The 14,967-nt window shown below is 45.4% G+C and carries 15 protein-coding genes and 1 riboswitch; of the genes, 4 read left to right on the top strand and 11 right to left on the bottom strand.

Going from position 1 to position 14,967, the window contains the following annotated elements; all coding sequences use genetic code 11:
• Positions 1-50: 50 nt before the first annotated feature.
• The 5 genes from DW091_RS16745 to DW091_RS16765 all read right to left on the bottom strand — a co-directional run bounded on the left by DW091_RS16745 (position 51) and on the right by DW091_RS16765 (position 4,879).
• The gene (locus tag DW091_RS16745) at positions 51-842 is read right to left on the bottom strand and encodes an XdhC/CoxI family protein (protein WP_013381111.1); all 792 of its coding nucleotides are present in this window, start codon (positions 840-842) and stop codon (positions 51-53) included.
• Between the two features lie 14 nt (positions 843-856).
• A complete protein-coding gene (locus tag DW091_RS16750; protein WP_013381110.1) occupies positions 857-1,633 on the bottom strand; it encodes an ABC transporter ATP-binding protein in 777 nt (258 codons plus the stop codon).
• Positions 1,633-2,640 (bottom strand): iron ABC transporter permease, encoded by a 1,008-nt coding sequence (locus tag DW091_RS16755; RefSeq protein WP_041690285.1) that lies wholly within the window; start codon positions 2,638-2,640, stop codon positions 1,633-1,635. Before DW091_RS16755 ends, DW091_RS16750 begins: the two co-directional genes overlap by 1 nt.
• 64 nt (positions 2,641-2,704) lie before the next feature.
• Entirely contained in the window at positions 2,705-3,745 is a 1,041-nt protein-coding gene (locus DW091_RS16760) for an ABC transporter substrate-binding protein (RefSeq protein WP_118518768.1), read from the bottom strand.
• A riboswitch (molybdenum cofactor riboswitch) is annotated at positions 3,737-3,872 on the bottom strand. Its footprint overlaps the gene before it by 9 nt.
• A 92-nt stretch (positions 3,873-3,964) precedes the next feature.
• On the bottom strand, positions 3,965-4,879 hold the full coding sequence (locus DW091_RS16765; protein WP_013381107.1) for a hypothetical protein: 915 nt from the start codon (positions 4,877-4,879) through the stop codon (positions 3,965-3,967).
• Between the two features lie 240 nt (positions 4,880-5,119).
• Between DW091_RS16765 and gpmA the strand changes: the two genes are divergently transcribed.
• Both gpmA and DW091_RS16775 read left to right on the top strand, forming a co-directional pair.
• Positions 5,120-5,863 carry a 2,3-diphosphoglycerate-dependent phosphoglycerate mutase gene (gene gpmA / locus DW091_RS16770; RefSeq protein WP_118518769.1) on the top strand — a complete coding sequence of 248 codons (744 nt, stop codon included), beginning with the start codon at positions 5,120-5,122 and terminating at the stop codon, positions 5,861-5,863.
• A 183-nt stretch (positions 5,864-6,046) separates the two neighbouring features.
• The gene (locus tag DW091_RS16775; RefSeq protein WP_118518741.1) at positions 6,047-7,363 is read left to right on the top strand and encodes an ATP-binding protein; all 1,317 of its coding nucleotides are present in this window, start codon (positions 6,047-6,049) and stop codon (positions 7,361-7,363) included.
• Positions 7,364-7,391: 28 nt separating this feature from the next.
• On the opposite strand, the gene DW091_RS16780 is transcribed toward DW091_RS16775, so the two are convergent.
• Positions 7,392-8,069, bottom strand: a complete 678-nt coding sequence (locus tag DW091_RS16780) for an isoprenylcysteine carboxylmethyltransferase family protein (protein ID WP_058694049.1) — start codon at positions 8,067-8,069, stop codon at positions 7,392-7,394.
• 166 nt (positions 8,070-8,235) lie between these two features.
• Between DW091_RS16780 and DW091_RS16785 the strand changes: the two genes are divergently transcribed.
• The gene (locus DW091_RS16785) at positions 8,236-8,964 is read left to right on the top strand and encodes an NAD-dependent protein deacylase (protein WP_074617133.1); all 729 of its coding nucleotides are present in this window, start codon (positions 8,236-8,238) and stop codon (positions 8,962-8,964) included.
• 30 nt (positions 8,965-8,994) lie between these two features.
• Here the strand turns inward: DW091_RS16785 and DW091_RS16790 are convergent, their stop codons facing one another.
• Entirely contained in the window at positions 8,995-9,930 is a 936-nt protein-coding gene (locus DW091_RS16790; protein WP_013381071.1) for a DMT family transporter, read from the bottom strand.
• Positions 9,914-10,780, bottom strand: coding sequence for an AraC family transcriptional regulator (locus DW091_RS16795; protein ID WP_118518742.1), 867 nt, complete (start codon positions 10,778-10,780; stop codon positions 9,914-9,916). Before DW091_RS16795 ends, DW091_RS16790 begins: the two co-directional genes overlap by 17 nt.
• Positions 10,781-11,249: 469 nt before the next feature.
• Between DW091_RS16795 and DW091_RS16800 the strand changes: the two genes are divergently transcribed.
• Entirely contained in the window at positions 11,250-12,572 is a 1,323-nt protein-coding gene (locus DW091_RS16800) for an MATE family efflux transporter (RefSeq protein WP_118518743.1), read from the top strand.
• A 47-nt stretch (positions 12,573-12,619) separates the two neighbouring features.
• Here DW091_RS16800 and DW091_RS16805 read toward each other — a convergent pair whose 3' ends face one another.
• From DW091_RS16805 to DW091_RS16815, 3 genes are all read right to left on the bottom strand, one after another.
• Entirely contained in the window at positions 12,620-13,381 is a 762-nt protein-coding gene (locus tag DW091_RS16805; RefSeq protein ID WP_038351261.1) for a peptidylprolyl isomerase, read from the bottom strand.
• A 62-nt stretch (positions 13,382-13,443) separates the two neighbouring features.
• On the bottom strand, positions 13,444-14,457 hold the full coding sequence (locus DW091_RS16810; RefSeq protein ID WP_118518744.1) for a spore photoproduct lyase family protein: 1,014 nt from the start codon (positions 14,455-14,457) through the stop codon (positions 13,444-13,446).
• Positions 14,429-14,962: a hypothetical protein gene (locus tag DW091_RS16815; RefSeq protein WP_013381064.1), complete on the bottom strand. Its 534-nt coding sequence runs from the start codon at positions 14,960-14,962 to the stop codon at positions 14,429-14,431. Before DW091_RS16815 ends, DW091_RS16810 begins: the two co-directional genes overlap by 29 nt.
• Between the last annotated feature and the right edge of the window lie 5 nt (positions 14,963-14,967).

Below are 14,967 nucleotides of genomic sequence, written 5' to 3' on the forward strand. Positions count from 1 at the left end.
AAAATAAAAAACCGGAGAACCTGTCTCCGGTAAAATTATAAACATATCAATTAGAGATCCTTTAAATGCGCGCCACTTCGTTTATATTTAACCGCCAGCATTTCAGCGACAATGGAAATGGCGATCTCCTCAGGGGTTTCACCGCCAATATCCATGCCAATGGGCGCATAAACTGCTTCCAGCTGCTCATGGGTAAAACCCTCTGAACGCAGCTTTTCATAAACCGCTGCGATTTTTTTTCGGCTGCCGATCATTCCAAGATAGGCGGCCTTTTTGGTCAGAGCTGCCGCCAACGCTTCTTTGTCAAAACGATGGCCATAAGTAGTAATGACGATAAAGGCTCCAGCGGGAATCGTCAGTGCCATAATCCCTTTGTAGAAGTCCTCAACAGGCACATAGGTATCTGCCAGCAGGATGGCGTCTCCAATCTGGTCCTCTGCGCGGGTATCGACCAAAGTGATATCAAAGCCAGCCAGATGGGCGGCTTTCATAAGGGCAGTTCCAACGTGGCCAGCGCCGCAGAGCAGCAGACGCGGTCTTGGGTTTTCAACCTCAATAAATACAGAGAAGTCGCCGCCACAGACCATACCGTTTTCGCTGTTCAGGACATAATCCTTAACGGCGTTTTCGCCATAGCGGATACATGCTTGAGCGTCCTGTATGGCCAAAAGCTCCGAGCTGCCGCCGCCAATGGTGCCAATGCTGTTGCCATCCGCGGTTACCAGCATTTTGCCGCTTTTTCTGGGGACAGCGCCGTTGGCCCGGATGATGGTGATGACTGCGTAGGGACGCCCGGCTTCCTCCAGCTTAAGCTGTTCTTCCAGTAATTTTTTTGGATTCATGGTAAACCTCCATTTTATAGTTTTGGTGCAAAGCAGACCCGGCGGCCAACAGAAGGAATTTCCTCAAGCCGGAGGTCGATGCCGTAAAGATGATTAAGAAAGGGCTCCGTCAATACCTCCTTACATTTGCCAAAGGTAAAGGTGCCGTCCCGTTCCAGGACAGCCAGCTGATCACCCAGAAGCAGCGCATGGTCGGGATTGTGTGTGGTCAGCGCAATGCCATAGCCCTGAGAAGCCATGGTGCGGATTGTCTTAAGAACCTGAATCTGGTTGCCATAGTCCAGATGGGCGGTGGGTTCATCCATCAGGATAAAAGCCGGCCTTTGAGCCAGAGCTCGCGCAATGCTGACCTGCTGCCGTTCGCCGCCGCTGATTTCGTTGTAGGGCTTATCTCTGAGTGCCGCGATCCCCATGGACTCCAGCGCAGCCATGGCAGCGTCAAAATGAATCTGCTTTGGCCGTTCAAAGGTGCCAATGTGCGGGGCGCAGCCTGTCACCACATAATCTAAAACAGAATAGGAAAAGGCAGGGACAATGATCTGTGGCACATAGCCGATTATTCTGGCAACCTCCCGGTGGGAGAGCGTCTCCATGTTCTTTCCGTCAATCAGGATATTACCCTCCCTGGGCTTAAAAAGGCCTGCAATACAGTTGAGCAGCGTTGTTTTCCCCGCTCCGTTTGGTCCCAGAATGGATATTACCCGCCCAGCGTTAAGGGTAAAGTCAATACTTTTTAGCAGAGGAGCGGCTTCATCATAGGAGAAGGACAACTTTTCAATTTGTATCTTCATCAGCTTACCTTTGCTTTCTGCCGGTATAAAAGCCAGGCAAAGAAGGGCGCGCCGATGAGTCCTGTCAAAACCGAAAGCGGAATTTCCAGAGAGGTGGCGGTCCGGGCGATGGTATCAATGAGAAGAAGAAAAATACCACCCATCAGCATGGTTACCGGGAGAGATTTAATATGGTCGGAGCCGGCCAGCATCCTTGCGAGATGGGGCATGATCAGCCCAATCCAGGCAATGGTTCCGCTGATACAGACCGCACTGGCTGTCAGCAGGCTGGCGATCAGGATGATGATCCATCGGATTTTTTTAACGTTAACCCCAAGGCTCTGGGCTTCAATATCGCCAAAGGAAAGGATGTTGATCCGAAAGGAGAGGCTCAGCAAGATAAACGCGCCAACAGCGAACACAGGCAGCACAGAAAGAATTTCATGAACCTTTATGGAGGCCAGACTGCCCATTTGCCAGAAAACAATGGCGGCGAGATCCGTATCATTTTCAGAAGTGAATTTCATAAGTCCAAGAATTGAGTCCATAAAGCCGCTGGTGATAATACCGGCAAGCACCAGAACAAGGTTGCTCTGGTTGCGCAGGAGCTTTGGAAAGGTCATGGTCATAAGCATGGCGATGATGCCGAAGGCAAAAGCAGACAGCTGACGCGCAAGCATACCGCCGCCCAGCAGGATTGAAAAAGCCGCGCCTACACAGGCGCCCTTGGAGACACCGAGCAAGTCCGGCGATACCAGTGGGTTTTTAAAAATGCCCTGATAGACCGCGCCGCAGAGTGAAAGCACCGCACCAATGCTGACTGCGGCAATGACACGGGGCAGCCGAATGACAAAAAAGACGTTTTCCATGGCCAGATTCCCCGGCTCGCCTGTCATTTTAGTCTGGATGGCATAAAGCATATCCTGAGGGTTAACTGTATAACGCCCAACGCAGCAGGCGATAACCATGAGCGAGAGCAATATGGTGCTCAGTACAATAATGAGATGTCGATGTTTTGTGTTCTTCATAGCAGATAAAATGAAAGGGCCGGCAGGCAATTGCACAGCCCGCCAGCCCGGAAGACTTCAATGCTTATTGAAGCCCAAGCTGTTCCTTGGTAAAGGTTTTGCCGTAGACCATCTGATAGAAGGCATCGACATCCTTCATAAAATCATCTGAGCTGTAAAGATCACCGTGAAGATTATTAGCTGCCCAGCAGACTCCCAGTACAGAGGAGGCGGTGGGGTAGTCCCACGGCTCCAGAGAGGATGGAAAGACATAAACGGCTTTATCCTGTACGGCTTTAATGCTGCTCCAGGCTGGGTCGTTCAGAAGATCGTCGGCCTTGTATTTAGCATAGGAGGGTATCCAGATAATATCGGGATTCCAGCCGACAATCTGTTCAATGCTCACATCGGCGAACTCCCCTTTTTTATCGACCCCGCTGACTGCGTTAGTACCGCCAGCCTTTTCGATAATATAGGTCTGAATCATGGCGTCGGGCGCAACGGTGAGAGGGCTGGAACCGCCTAAAAATAAAATGGACGGTTTTTCAGAGGCTGAACCCACCTTTTTGCTGACATCGGCGATTTTATCGTCGATAAAGGAAGTGATTTCTTCCGCGCGTTTGTCCTCACCCAGAGCCTTTCCGATAATTTTCAGAGAGTTGGTGACTGTGTCAAAGCTTTCATCATTGGGGAGAGCAACAACTGCCGGGACGTTGACTTCGGCGAACTGGTCGGCTTGATTGGCGAAACGTTCAGGCAGAATAGCGAGGTCTGCGCCCAACTCCATAACTGTTTCCATATTGATATCCTTGGCCTTACCGATTTGCGGCAGGTCGTCATATCCGTCGATTACTTCCTCGTACAGGCCACGGGCCATATCTTTATTTCCAAATCCGACAATGTATTTGCCACCGCCGCCAATGACAACCGCAGTATTTAAGGATGGATTGTGTGTTCCCACCACCTTCGTCGCTGGTGCAGGAAGCGTCACCTCGCGTCCGATGGCGTCTGTGACTTTAATCTCGCCGGATGCTTTGTCTGACGAGTCCTCCTGCTTTGGGCTGCAGGCAGTCATACTTAAAATTAAAGTAAGGACCAGAATCATGCACAGTAGTTTTTTTCTCATTTTTTTACTCCTTTTCAAATACAGAAGGTAAAGCCGTTTCCAACAGTACCCTATCGTGGCAAAACCATGAACAAATTATTTTGGGCAATCCGTTTTTAGGTTAAGTCCATCAGAGCTTGTTATATAAATTCATTATAGCACGGTTTGATAACGTTTTAAAGAAGAAAAATAAAACTCCCCGCTCCCTGTGACAGAAGCGGGGTTGCAGATGGATGATTTTTATTGAGGATTCACAAGCTCATCCAGCAGCTTAGGGAGCTTCGCTTCAATTTCCTCGTCTTTAAACTGACAGGTGCCGACAGCCTTATGGCCGCCACCGCCATATTTCAGCATTAAACTGCCAACGTCAATGTTGGAAGTCCGGTTTAAGACCGAATAACCAACAGCCACAGAACAGCCCAGACCACCTTTGCCGCTGACAATCCAGGCAGAAATATTCTGCTTTGGATACATACTGTAAATAAGAAAACGGTTCCCCGTATAAATAGGGTCGACGCCGCGCAGATCAGAGATGATGACATCGCCGTCGGTTCGGGTATATTTGTTTACCATTTCCTTAAACTTGGCGGTTTGCTCAAAATAAACTTCGATACGCTCCTGAACGTCGGAAAGGTTTAGAATCTCATCAGTGGACATGGTACGGCAGGCATCAATAAGTTTTTCCATCAGCTGGTAGTTGGAGATGGTAAAATTACGCCAGCGTCCAAGCCCGGTTCTGGGGTCCATCAGAAAACCGATCAATATCCAGCCTTCCGGGTTTTGAATTTCATCAATAGTCAAATTGCCAGAGTCCACCTTGTCGACGGCGGCCAGCATTTCATTGAAATGTGAAAAGCGTTCCTCACCGCCATAGTATTCGTAAATGATTCTCGCACAGGATGGCGTGATACGGCTTTCACCTTTATATTTGCCTTCAAGCTGATTGCGCTCAAACTCACTGGAATGATGGTCAAACCAAAGGCCGCAGCCCTCCACAAAAGGGACATTTGCCAGACAGTCATCTTCGTTGACCTCTACCAGGCCATCCTGCAAGTCTTTAGGATGGGCAAATTTCCAGTGGTCAATGATTCCGGCTTCCTTGAGCAGCGCGCCACAGACAAGGCCGTCGAAATCAGAACGGGTAATTAATCTCATAATATTAGCTCTCCCTCTCAGATATTATTATCATCAAACAGGTGTTTTATTGCCTGTATGTCAATTATAGTTGATAACAGCAGGGACTTCAACTTGATTCTAAAGTAAAATTTAGATAAAGATGAGAATGAATCTTAGTTGTAAAAAATAATTGGGTATAAAAAAGAATCATTTTTGAAAAATATGCAATTTCCAGAGATTTTTGGGTATAAAATTTTAAAAGAACTGGAGATGATAAAGATGAAGCTTGTACTTTTAAGACATGGTGAAAGTGAATGGAACCGCCTGAACCTGTTTACAGGATGGACGGACGTAATTTTATCGAATAAAGGTATTAAAGAAGCCGCAGACGCTGGCAATATGCTAAAAGGAAAGGACTACGATTTTGATATCTGTTACACCTCTTTTTTAAAACGAGCGGTGGATACCTTAAACGTGGTTTTGGATACCATGGACCGGGCCTGGCTGCCAGTCATAAAGGACTGGAAGCTTAACGAACGCCATTATGGCGCCTTGCAAGGGCTGAATAAGGCCGAGACAGCAGAGAAATACGGAGAGGAACAGGTCAAAATCTGGCGCCGATCCTTTGACGTCCGTCCACCGGCTCTGGAAGCGGATGACCCCAGAAATCCACAGCTGCAGGAGCAGTATCGAAATGTGGAAAAAAGCGAGCTGCCTTTGGCAGAAAGCCTGAAGGATACGATCACTCGCGTTATTCCTTATTATGAAAATGTGATAAAAAAGGATATGCTTGAGGGCAAACGCGTTCTGCTGGTAGCCCACGGAAACTCGATCCGCGCGTTGGTTAAATATTTTGAAAACCTGTCGGAGGATGAGATCATGGGTGTCAATATTCCAACCGGTATTCCTTTGATTTATGAATTCGACGATGACTTTAATATGACTGACCATTACTACCTGGGAGACCAATCCATTATTGAAAAACGAATGAAAAAAGTGGCTGAGCAGGGAAAAGCAAAATAAAAAACAGAAAAAACGGTGGCTTTCTGGCCACCGGTTTTTTGATGGGGTGAAGGCATACACCACCTTCTAAAGGGCAGATGGTATGACCATTTTAAATACTGGTTGAATTTAACGACGAATTCACTTTGCATCTTGTGTATTTTTTCGTTATAATAGAATCAAAAGTGAGGGGAGGTAACAGACATGGATGCACTCAGTTTATTAAAAATCATTATCACTGCGCCCTTTGGCATTGTCTACTTCCTGCTTTTGTCGAACTGGCGTTTTTCAAAAACAAAAACCTTTCTGATCACTGGAGTCGGGATACTTGGGGTTATTATTCTTGATATTTTAATGGAGCTCAGACTGCCCTACGGCTTGAGTGATTTGGAGTTTCGTCTGCTGCATATCATTATCGCTGCGGGATTTGTCATTATCCTTTCCCGTTATAATGATGCGAGGACCTTTTTTTCCTTTCTTTTGTCATGTACCTTTGTGGCGATCCAGGACCTGTTCTGCGGTATCCTGGCACCTTATATGCCAGATGGCGTTGGAGAGCTTTTAAACCAGATATTAATTTTTATGATACTGGCGTTGGTAATTATAAGATTTATCCGCAGGCCGCTTCTTGAGACACTCGGACAACTACAAACAGGCTGGATACGCTTATCGTTGATTCCCATTTGCCTGCTGCTTTCATTCTTAAATGTCGCTTCTTACCCTGCGCCTTTAAATGAACGGCCAGAAAACATTCCGGCAGCTATTGGCCTTTGTGTCGCTATTGTTTTGTACAATGGAACCATCTACACAATCCTCAAGCAGCAGAGCAGCTATTTTCAGAGTACAAGGGAGCTTTCCGCCATGCAGCTTCAGATGACATCCTTAAAAAAACACATACAGGCCATTGCTGAGAGCGAGGAGCATCTCAGAATTTTCCAGCACGATCTCCGGCATCTTACAAATGCGTTAACTGTGTGTATCAAAGCAGGGCGTGATGATGAGGCGCTGGCCCTCCTGTCTTCCATGAATAATACCATTGAGAAGATCAGCCGCCCAGCGGTTTATCACTGCGAGGATGAGGTGTTGAACGCTGTGCTGTCCGTTTATGAGCAGATGGCTGAAAATGCGGGTATTAAGGTGTGCATAAGAGTTGATCTCCCAGAAACACTGCCTATCAGCGGAGAGGAAATATCCCTGGTTTTCGCCAATGGTATCGAGAACGCCATTAACGCCTGTCATCAAATCAGCAGCGTTGATGAACGGAGAATCAGCATTGTTTGTTCCCCGGTAGGATCGCAGCTGTTTATTGAAATTACCAATACCTACACGGGAAAGATATTGTTTGATGCGAAGACAGGCTATCCGGTGACGCGGGAAAAGGATCATGGTATTGGTACACAGAGCATCTCGGCATTTGCCAGGCGTTATGGCGGATTGTTAAAATATAAAGCGGAAAACGGTTTGTTCTCAATGCGGCTTATTCTGCCGCTCTATGAAGATAAAAATGACATTACACTGTAACTAATCGGTCAGTATACAGGTTTTAGGTTTACCAGATAAATGGGATTAATCGGTATTTTACCTGTTGAGCATAGCGTACATAGCCGGGGAAAGAGGCCAGCAGCGATTGATCCTCATAATAGGTTCGCAGGATCAGCAGAAGGACTATGACCGCGGACACAATACCAGTGGCCCACCCAAAAATCATCCCGACAGTGACGGCCCAGAAGCTCATAAAGAGGTAGCCGGGATGTCTTACAAAACGGTAGGGACCACTGCTACAGACTACGGGCTGAGCATCCTTCAGCATCGGCGTGTCCGCTTCATAGTACTTGTTTGAAAGCAGCGCCCAGGACATCAGCAGGTTGGCGACAGCGCTGAGAACAAGTCCGGCAGCCACAACCGGCTGAGGTACCGAGGACCAATGGAACCGTGTTTCCAGCCCGGCAACGATGTAAATGCCGTAAAAAGACAAAGGACTGCAAAAATTGCGAAGGGTGATATCGATCCCGGAAGCTTTCTCTGCATTTTTTTCTGGAAACGACAGAGCGGTTGGGTTGCGGTGTAACAGGACAGCCAGTGTGCCAGCCATGATAATCAGATATAAAATAAAATAGATCCAGCCGCGTATACAGCCCAGAGTCCCGGCTGCAACTAAAAAACAGGACAGGCTTAATATTTTTTGCAGCATTGCCAGGGCGGCAAAGCCAATGGTTTGTTTTTTCATAAAAAATTCTCCTGAAAGAAAAATTGGATTTTAAAAATGTTGTTATTATACCATATTTCAAGATCCTTATACAGTAGAGAAGGATGGTTTATCACTCTTTTAGTAGAAATGATTGATTTTTTTATCATAAAGTGTGATATACTAAAAATAAAAAGAGGTTTTAGCCATGGAACAGATTGAACAATTGCAGAAAATTATTGATGAGGGAAAAAGCATTGTATTTTTTGGCGGAGCGGGTGTCTCAACAGAAAGTGGGATTCCTGATTTTCGCAGCAGTAATGGTCTTTATATGCAGGAGTACCGCTATCCGCCTGAACAAGTGGTAAGCCACAGCTTTTTCGTAAACCATACAGAAGCCTTTTATGATTTTTATAAAAACAAAATGATGTTTTTGGACGCTAAGCCAAACGCTGCCCATATGAAGCTGGCAGAGCTTGAAAAATGTGGAAAGCTTAAAGCTGTGGTGACACAAAATATCGACGGTTTGCACCAGGCAGCAGGTAGCAGGACGGTTTATGAGCTGCACGGCAGTATTCATCGCAATTACTGTCAAAAATGTGGGAAGTTTTTTGACGCCGCCTATGTTAAAAATGCGGATGGAGTGCCAAAATGCGACGCCTGCGGGGGAATGATCAAGCCAGACGTAGTGCTTTATGAAGAGGCTCTTGACTCAGATACTATCCAAAAAGCCGTGCAGGCAATCAGTGAGGCGGATACGCTGATTATCGGCGGAACATCTTTGGTCGTTTATCCGGCAGCCAGTTTTATTGATTATTTTAGAGGAAAGAATCTGGTGGTTATCAATAAGGACGCCACTGCCAGAGAATCAGAAGCTTCCCTGGCGATCCACGACGCCATTGGCAAGGTTATGGAGCAGATCAAAGTTGAATGCTGACGCTGACACAGAAAAGGAGGAGCTGCGTGCTTAGCTGCGCAGCTCCTCCTTTTCATTTACTATTTTCTGACGCTTGAAATTAAGACGGCTTTCTGAAAGAAACAAGCCGGCAATGGTTAGCCCAATGCCCAAAATAGCTGGCAGGGTAATGTGCTCATGAAGAATAATGACAGAGGTAACAACCGTAATGACCGGGACCATATAAATATATACACTGGTCTTGACTGGACCCAGGAGCTTAACGGCCAGGTTCCAGGTGACAAAGCAGAGCGCTGATGCGCCAAAGCCCAGGAATAAAATATTTGCTAGATTTTTAAACTCAATAAAAACCGAGAGATCCAGATGGAAACCAAAAATAAACAGGGCGGGAACCATAAAAAGCAGCCCATAGAAAAAGATTCTTCGGGTAGTCAGAATGGTTCCATAGCCAAAGCTGCTGATTTTTTTGGTGAAGGTTGAGTAACCAGCCCAGACGACAGCAGCGGTAATGGCCAGCAGATCACCTGCCGGGTTAAGCTGTACGGTATTGTCACCGCGGAAGCTGATCAGGCAGATGCCTGTAATCGCCACGATAAACCCGATGAAAAACCGCGGCCCGGGCCGTTCTCCATGAAGGAAAAAGTAATCAAACAGTGCGGTGAAAAAAGGCGCAATGGCAATGATTACCCCGACATTTGCCGCCAGAGTAAGGGTGAGGGCAAAATTTTCCAAAAGAAAGTAAAGCGTGACGCCGAGAAGACCGGCAGCCATAAAATAGAATTCCTGTCTGCGGTTGTCTAGCCTGAGGCCTTTGGGTGTGACCAGCCATAAAATCAGATAACCGAGAAAAAAGCGGCAAAACAGAATTTCAACAGGCGTAAGCACTCGCAGCAGCACTTTTGTGGCGATAAAGGTAGTTCCCCAGATGACAATGGTAAAAAAGGCAGCAATGTGGCCAAAGGATGTACTCTTAATGTTCGTGTTCATTGGTAGAAGCCTCTTTCTTTGAATGCTTATCTGTCTGGAAGATTTTCTGGTATTGTCTGGGTGTCAGCCCAATAAAATCCTTAAAAAAACGGGAAAAGTGGCTCTGGTCAGAAAAGCCAGTCATGGCAGCGGTGTCAATGGGCGGTATACCCTGTTCCAGCAGCTTTTTAGCCCGCTCAATACGAATTGACTGAAGATAACGGTATGGGGAGACGCCAACCTGTTTTGTGAACAGCAGCAAAAAATAAGACTTGCTGAGCCCGGCAAGAGCCGTTAAATCGTCCAGGGAAATATTGTCAGAAAAGTGATCCTCCATATAGGCACAGACGGCTTTGATTTTATTATCAGGCTCGGCGGTGCTGCTCTGTTCAAAGGGGGAACTGTATTCACGAAAAATTTGTTCCAAAAGCAGAAAGAAAGCCTCCTCCTTTTCAAAGCGTGATGAAAGCTCGACAATCCCTGTATAAAGATCATTTAAGGCAGAGGTAATGTCACTCTGATAGACGACGTTTTGGGTAAAAAACGGTGTGTAGGGCTGGCCGGTAACCTCGTGAGCAGCGATTTTCATGATATCAGCAGGAATATTGACAGCCCTGTAGTCCAGGATTTCTCCGTTCCTTGGGGAGCAACGGTGGCTGTCTCTTGGATTAAAGAGCACCAGATCACCGGCGCTCAGGTCATACTCCCGATCTCTGCACCACAGATGCCGTCGTCCGCCTTCTACAAAGCCGATAACGTAATAATCATGAAAATGATTGGGAAATGGCTGTACAATTCCAGTCAGATGGTATGCTTCAATTTTCAGATCTGTATCATAGTAAACATGCCGCTGTTCTTGTTCAAATGTCATGTAATTGCCTCTCTTTCTGGTTTTATTTTAGCAGAAGTGCTGGCTTGTGTCTTGTATGATCTTCCAGGTGAAAGATAAAATTTTAAGAAAAAGAATAGAAAAAGCCATAAACAGGACCCTGGAATTGAAAAGTTTGGAGTTTATCTGCTGCCGGATGCGTTTATGCCACTGTTAACAGTGACTCAATCGTTCTGGAAGATTTTGCGCGATCTCATCATCTTTTTAAATTTATAAATGTTTAAATACTGTTGATCAGGGTATATAAACATTGCAATATCATACCAAACCCTTATCTTTGATAATCTCGGACAACCAAAAAGGCCGCTGTTGCTTTTCCGCATCAGCGGTCTTTTTGTAGTTAAAGAAAAAAATTTTCCGTATCGTAAAGGCTTATGTTATAATTTTGAAAGATTAACAAAAACTAACGGGTCTGCTGATTAATGGTAAATGGCCCTAAAGGGAGAATAAAATGGATAAAAACCAACTGGTTAAACAGCCTGTTCCAAAGCTGTTCTTTCACTATCTGCTTCCGGCGGTCAGTGGGACGATGGTAACCTCTATTTATATTTTAGCCGATACAATTATTATAGGAAAAGGTATCGGCACAGAAGCAATGGCTGCCTTAAACATTGTTCTGCCTGTCTTTAACCTTGTTTTTGGAACCGGCCTGTTGTTTGGTGTGGGCGGCTCTGTGCTGATGTCGATCAGCCGGGGACGGGGAGAAGAGAAAAAGGGACAGCAGTATTTTACCACTGCCTTTATCCTTAATCTGCTGGCAGGGATTGTTTATATATCGCTTTTCTTTGCCTTTGGGGAAAACATCATGCTTTTCTTAGGTGGAACCGCTGTTACCATGCCATACATCATGGAATATGCCCCTTATATTGCAGGTGGTGCACTGATCTTTAGCTTTTCATCATTTTTACAGGCCTTTGTCCGAAATGATGGTGCGCCCAGGCGTGCAATGGCGGCTGTTATCGCGGGCGGTGTGTTTAATATTATCTTTGATATACTGCTGGTTTTTCCCCTTCAGATGGGAATGTCCGGCGCTGCACTGGCCAGCGTTATGGGATCTGTATTAACAGATTGTATCCTGATTTCGCATTTCTTTTCCAGGCAAAACGGGCTGCGGTTTTGTTTTGGAGGGCTGAGATTATCTTTTTTCAAAGCTGTTTTTGCCAATGGCGTTACCAGCTTTCTGATTGAAATTTCAGCTGGTATCGTTATTTTCGCGTTTAACCATCAGCTTTTACGCTATGTGGGAGAGATTGGCGTCAGTGCTTATGGTGTTATTACAAATACGGCCTTTGTGGTCACCGCTTTAAGTAATGGTGTCAGCCAGGCAGCTCAGCCAATTTTGTCAACCAATTATGGCGCTGGAAAGTTTGATCGTATCTACGAAGTGCGGGCTCTGGGGGTGAGGACAGCTCTAGCCGTTTGTGCTTTGCCGGCACTTCTTGGGCTTTTGATGCCGGATCTGTTTACCTATATTTTTTTAAACCCCTCACCGGAAGTACTGGCGCTGTCTGCAACGGCCATACGCATTTATTTTATTGGTTTTTTTGTTACAGGAACCAACATGTTCATTATCAATTATTTTCAGGCAGTTGTACGGCCGAGGATTTCTTTAGGCCTGTGTCTGTTTAGAGGCTGTGTTTTCAATTTGTTTTTAGTCACTGTGCTGCCGCTTTTATGGGGTGTGACAGGCATCTGGATGGCAGTACCCTTAACAGAGTTTATCTCGCTTGGAATAGGTGTACTCTTGATAAAAAGAATTTCCATTGAACAGTAAAAAAGATTGAAAAAGAAAAGGCCTGAGCAGAAAGCCAGGCCTTTAAATTAGAATAAGCCGATTTTTACATCGACATCATATTCTTTTTTTAGTTCATCGACACGATCAAGGAAAGCGCGGTTTTGTTTTTGCCCAAGAAGATACTGGCGGGCGCTCTCCTTTACCACATCGTAAGGAATAGTTTCAGAGGTTTTGCTGTCGGTCACCTTAATGATGTGCCAGCCAAAGTCTGTTTTTACAGGTTCATCGCTCATTTCGCCAACCTTCATAGCAAAGGCGGCATTTTCAAATTGTGGTACCATCTTTCCTTTTGAGAAATAACTCAAATCGCCGCCCTGTTCTCTTGACGGGCAGACAGAGTAAGCTTTTGCGGCTTCTTCAAAGGTTTTGCCTCCATCCTTGATTTCCTTAATAATATCAATGGCCTGCTGTTCAGATGGCAGTAAAATATGGCTGGCGCGGATGCTGTCCGGTGCGATGAACTGTTTGGGGTTTTCATCATAAAACTTTTTAACCTCTTCATCGCTGACTTCTACATTTTTCATGAATTTGGCAATCATATGCGATTTCAGCAGCTTTTCTTTTGCATCCTCAACCAGAGCGAGATACTCTTCAGATTCGTCCTCGTGATCTTTCTTCCCTTCCAGATAGAAAAGTTCCTGAGCAACAAGCTCCTCGAGTAATTTTCTGCGCCCTTCCTTTGTACGGAACTGGCCCTGCTGCTCCTGAGGTAATTGTTGTATTAAAGCTTCCAGGTCGGTATTGTAAATTTCTTTACCTTCGACCACTGCTACGACTTGTTTTTCCATTTAGAAAATCTCCTTCTATTAATAGTCATTAAATTAAATATTATAGTTTATATTTCTCTTTGTCAAGGGGCGGTTTGGTATACAATGATTTTTTCAGGTTTTACAAAGCTTTTCAAATCCCGCTCTATTTGCCTGATCAGAGCATCGCTATCTGCATAGCTGACGTCGCAGGTGCTTTCGGTTAAAGACCAGGCAAAAACCGGACAGGTCGGATCTTTTTTATAAAAGGTCTTAAACTGCTTACCGCTGATTCGAAAACCGCCGATGTTAATATCCAGCAGCTGGTTTAAATCAAACTGTTTTCCCAGGCTGTCGATAAAGTCGCGGTATATCCTCGCACTGTTGTTGATAGGCATTACGGGCTCAATGGAGAATCGAACTGTCGCATGGGCTCTAAGCGCCTGAGATACTGCCGCCATCCGCGTTGCAAGGGAAGGGGTATGACGTTCGTAAAGATGGATTACCGGATCGGGGAGCAGCGACCAGGCAAAAATGACATTTTGAGGCGGGTCTGAGATGGGAAAACGCCCGGCTTTTGTTTTCACCTCGATCGTCAGGTTAGCATGTCTTTTAGCTAATGCGAGCCATGGGCCCAGAAAGTGGGTAAGCGGATCAAGCGCCATCAAATCACTGTCATAGGAAATGGCCAGATAAAGGGGCTCACAGCTGGATAATAAATCCTGTTCTACAGAGGTGATGAAATCCTCATTATTGACAAAAATAACTATGTGCCCGGAGGGGTAGATACTTTTTAAGTAACAATAGCTGCAATCATAAAGGCAGTTCATGATAATACCAGTATAGTAAAAGCGTGCATGTCCAAAGTTTTCACAATAGGGAGAACCATCATAATAAAAATCCTGCTTTTTTCGGGCTAAAATAAGATTTGGGGAACGCTTCTGTGCAATGAAATCCTGATGGTGCCGGTTGAAAATTTGTGAGTAGTCATCAATATAAATAAGACTGTCGTAATTGATTTTTTGTAAAATAGCCTGTGTGTTTGGATGATGGGCTGCCCCCTTCTCAATGTAAATGTGTGAAAAGGGCTTAGCACCAGAGGTTTTTAAGTAATGCATTAAAAGCGAAGCTCCTTTCTTTTTTGATGGTAATCTTAAGCTCAGTATAAGGGAGAAGAGTATTAGAAAGGCAGGCTGAATCTCTGAGCTTTTTCGAAACGCATGCTTTTGTAAAAGTGATTTTTTGTGTCTGAGTCAGGCGAAGCGCGGACTTTGTTTTTTCCATCAGCAGAGATTCCTCTGGGGTAAAAAAGGGCTCCTCATCTTTTTCAAACATAGCCTTCCAGCGGGAAAAGGTTTTTTGCCATTCAGGGTTGTCATTAATCCTCAGCAGAACAATACGATGGGGCGGAAGCTTTCTAAAAGCTGTTTCCAGCGCAGCGGTAACATCAGTGCTCAGAGCATCATCGACAGAGAGATATAAAGATCCCTCGTCAAAGGGATGACGATAGAGAATATCCGGGAAATAGCAATGTGTTTTCCCATTTTTTCTTATCGAAACTTGATTGACGAGGGTCCAGTTTTTAATATTTTGATCATTAACGAGCAAGTAAAAATATTTCATGTCGG

Source organism: Eubacterium sp. AM05-23 (genome assembly GCF_003477535.1).
Taxonomy (GTDB): Bacteria; Bacillota; Clostridia; order Eubacteriales; family Eubacteriaceae; genus Eubacterium; species Eubacterium maltosivorans.

Excerpts from the sequence above, each read along its gene's own strand:
- DW091_RS16745 (WP_013381111.1), bottom strand. The coding sequence starts at position 842 with ATGAATCCAAAAAAATTACTGGAAGAACAGCTTAAGCTGGAGGAAGCC.
- DW091_RS16750 (WP_013381110.1), bottom strand. The coding sequence starts at position 1,633 with ATGAAGATACAAATTGAAAAGTTGTCCTTCTCCTATGATGAAGCCGCT.
- DW091_RS16755 (WP_041690285.1), bottom strand. The coding sequence starts at position 2,640 with ATGAAGAACACAAAACATCGACATCTCATTATTGTACTGAGCACCATA.
- DW091_RS16760 (WP_118518768.1), bottom strand. The coding sequence starts at position 3,745 with ATGAGAAAAAAACTACTGTGCATGATTCTGGTCCTTACTTTAATTTTA.
- DW091_RS16765 (WP_013381107.1), bottom strand. The coding sequence starts at position 4,879 with ATGAGATTAATTACCCGTTCTGATTTCGACGGCCTTGTCTGTGGCGCG.
- gpmA (WP_118518769.1), top strand. The coding sequence starts at position 5,120 with ATGAAGCTTGTACTTTTAAGACATGGTGAAAGTGAATGGAACCGCCTG.
- DW091_RS16775 (WP_118518741.1), top strand. The coding sequence starts at position 6,047 with ATGGATGCACTCAGTTTATTAAAAATCATTATCACTGCGCCCTTTGGC.
- DW091_RS16780 (WP_058694049.1), bottom strand. The coding sequence starts at position 8,069 with ATGAAAAAACAAACCATTGGCTTTGCCGCCCTGGCAATGCTGCAAAAA.
- DW091_RS16785 (WP_074617133.1), top strand. The coding sequence starts at position 8,236 with ATGGAACAGATTGAACAATTGCAGAAAATTATTGATGAGGGAAAAAGC.
- DW091_RS16790 (WP_013381071.1), bottom strand. The coding sequence starts at position 9,930 with ATGAACACGAACATTAAGAGTACATCCTTTGGCCACATTGCTGCCTTT.
- DW091_RS16795 (WP_118518742.1), bottom strand. The coding sequence starts at position 10,780 with ATGACATTTGAACAAGAACAGCGGCATGTTTACTATGATACAGATCTG.
- DW091_RS16800 (WP_118518743.1), top strand. The coding sequence starts at position 11,250 with ATGGATAAAAACCAACTGGTTAAACAGCCTGTTCCAAAGCTGTTCTTT.
- DW091_RS16805 (WP_038351261.1), bottom strand. The coding sequence starts at position 13,381 with ATGGAAAAACAAGTCGTAGCAGTGGTCGAAGGTAAAGAAATTTACAAT.
- DW091_RS16810 (WP_118518744.1), bottom strand. The coding sequence starts at position 14,457 with ATGCATTACTTAAAAACCTCTGGTGCTAAGCCCTTTTCACACATTTAC.
- DW091_RS16815 (WP_013381064.1), bottom strand. The coding sequence starts at position 14,962 with ATGAAATATTTTTACTTGCTCGTTAATGATCAAAATATTAAAAACTGG.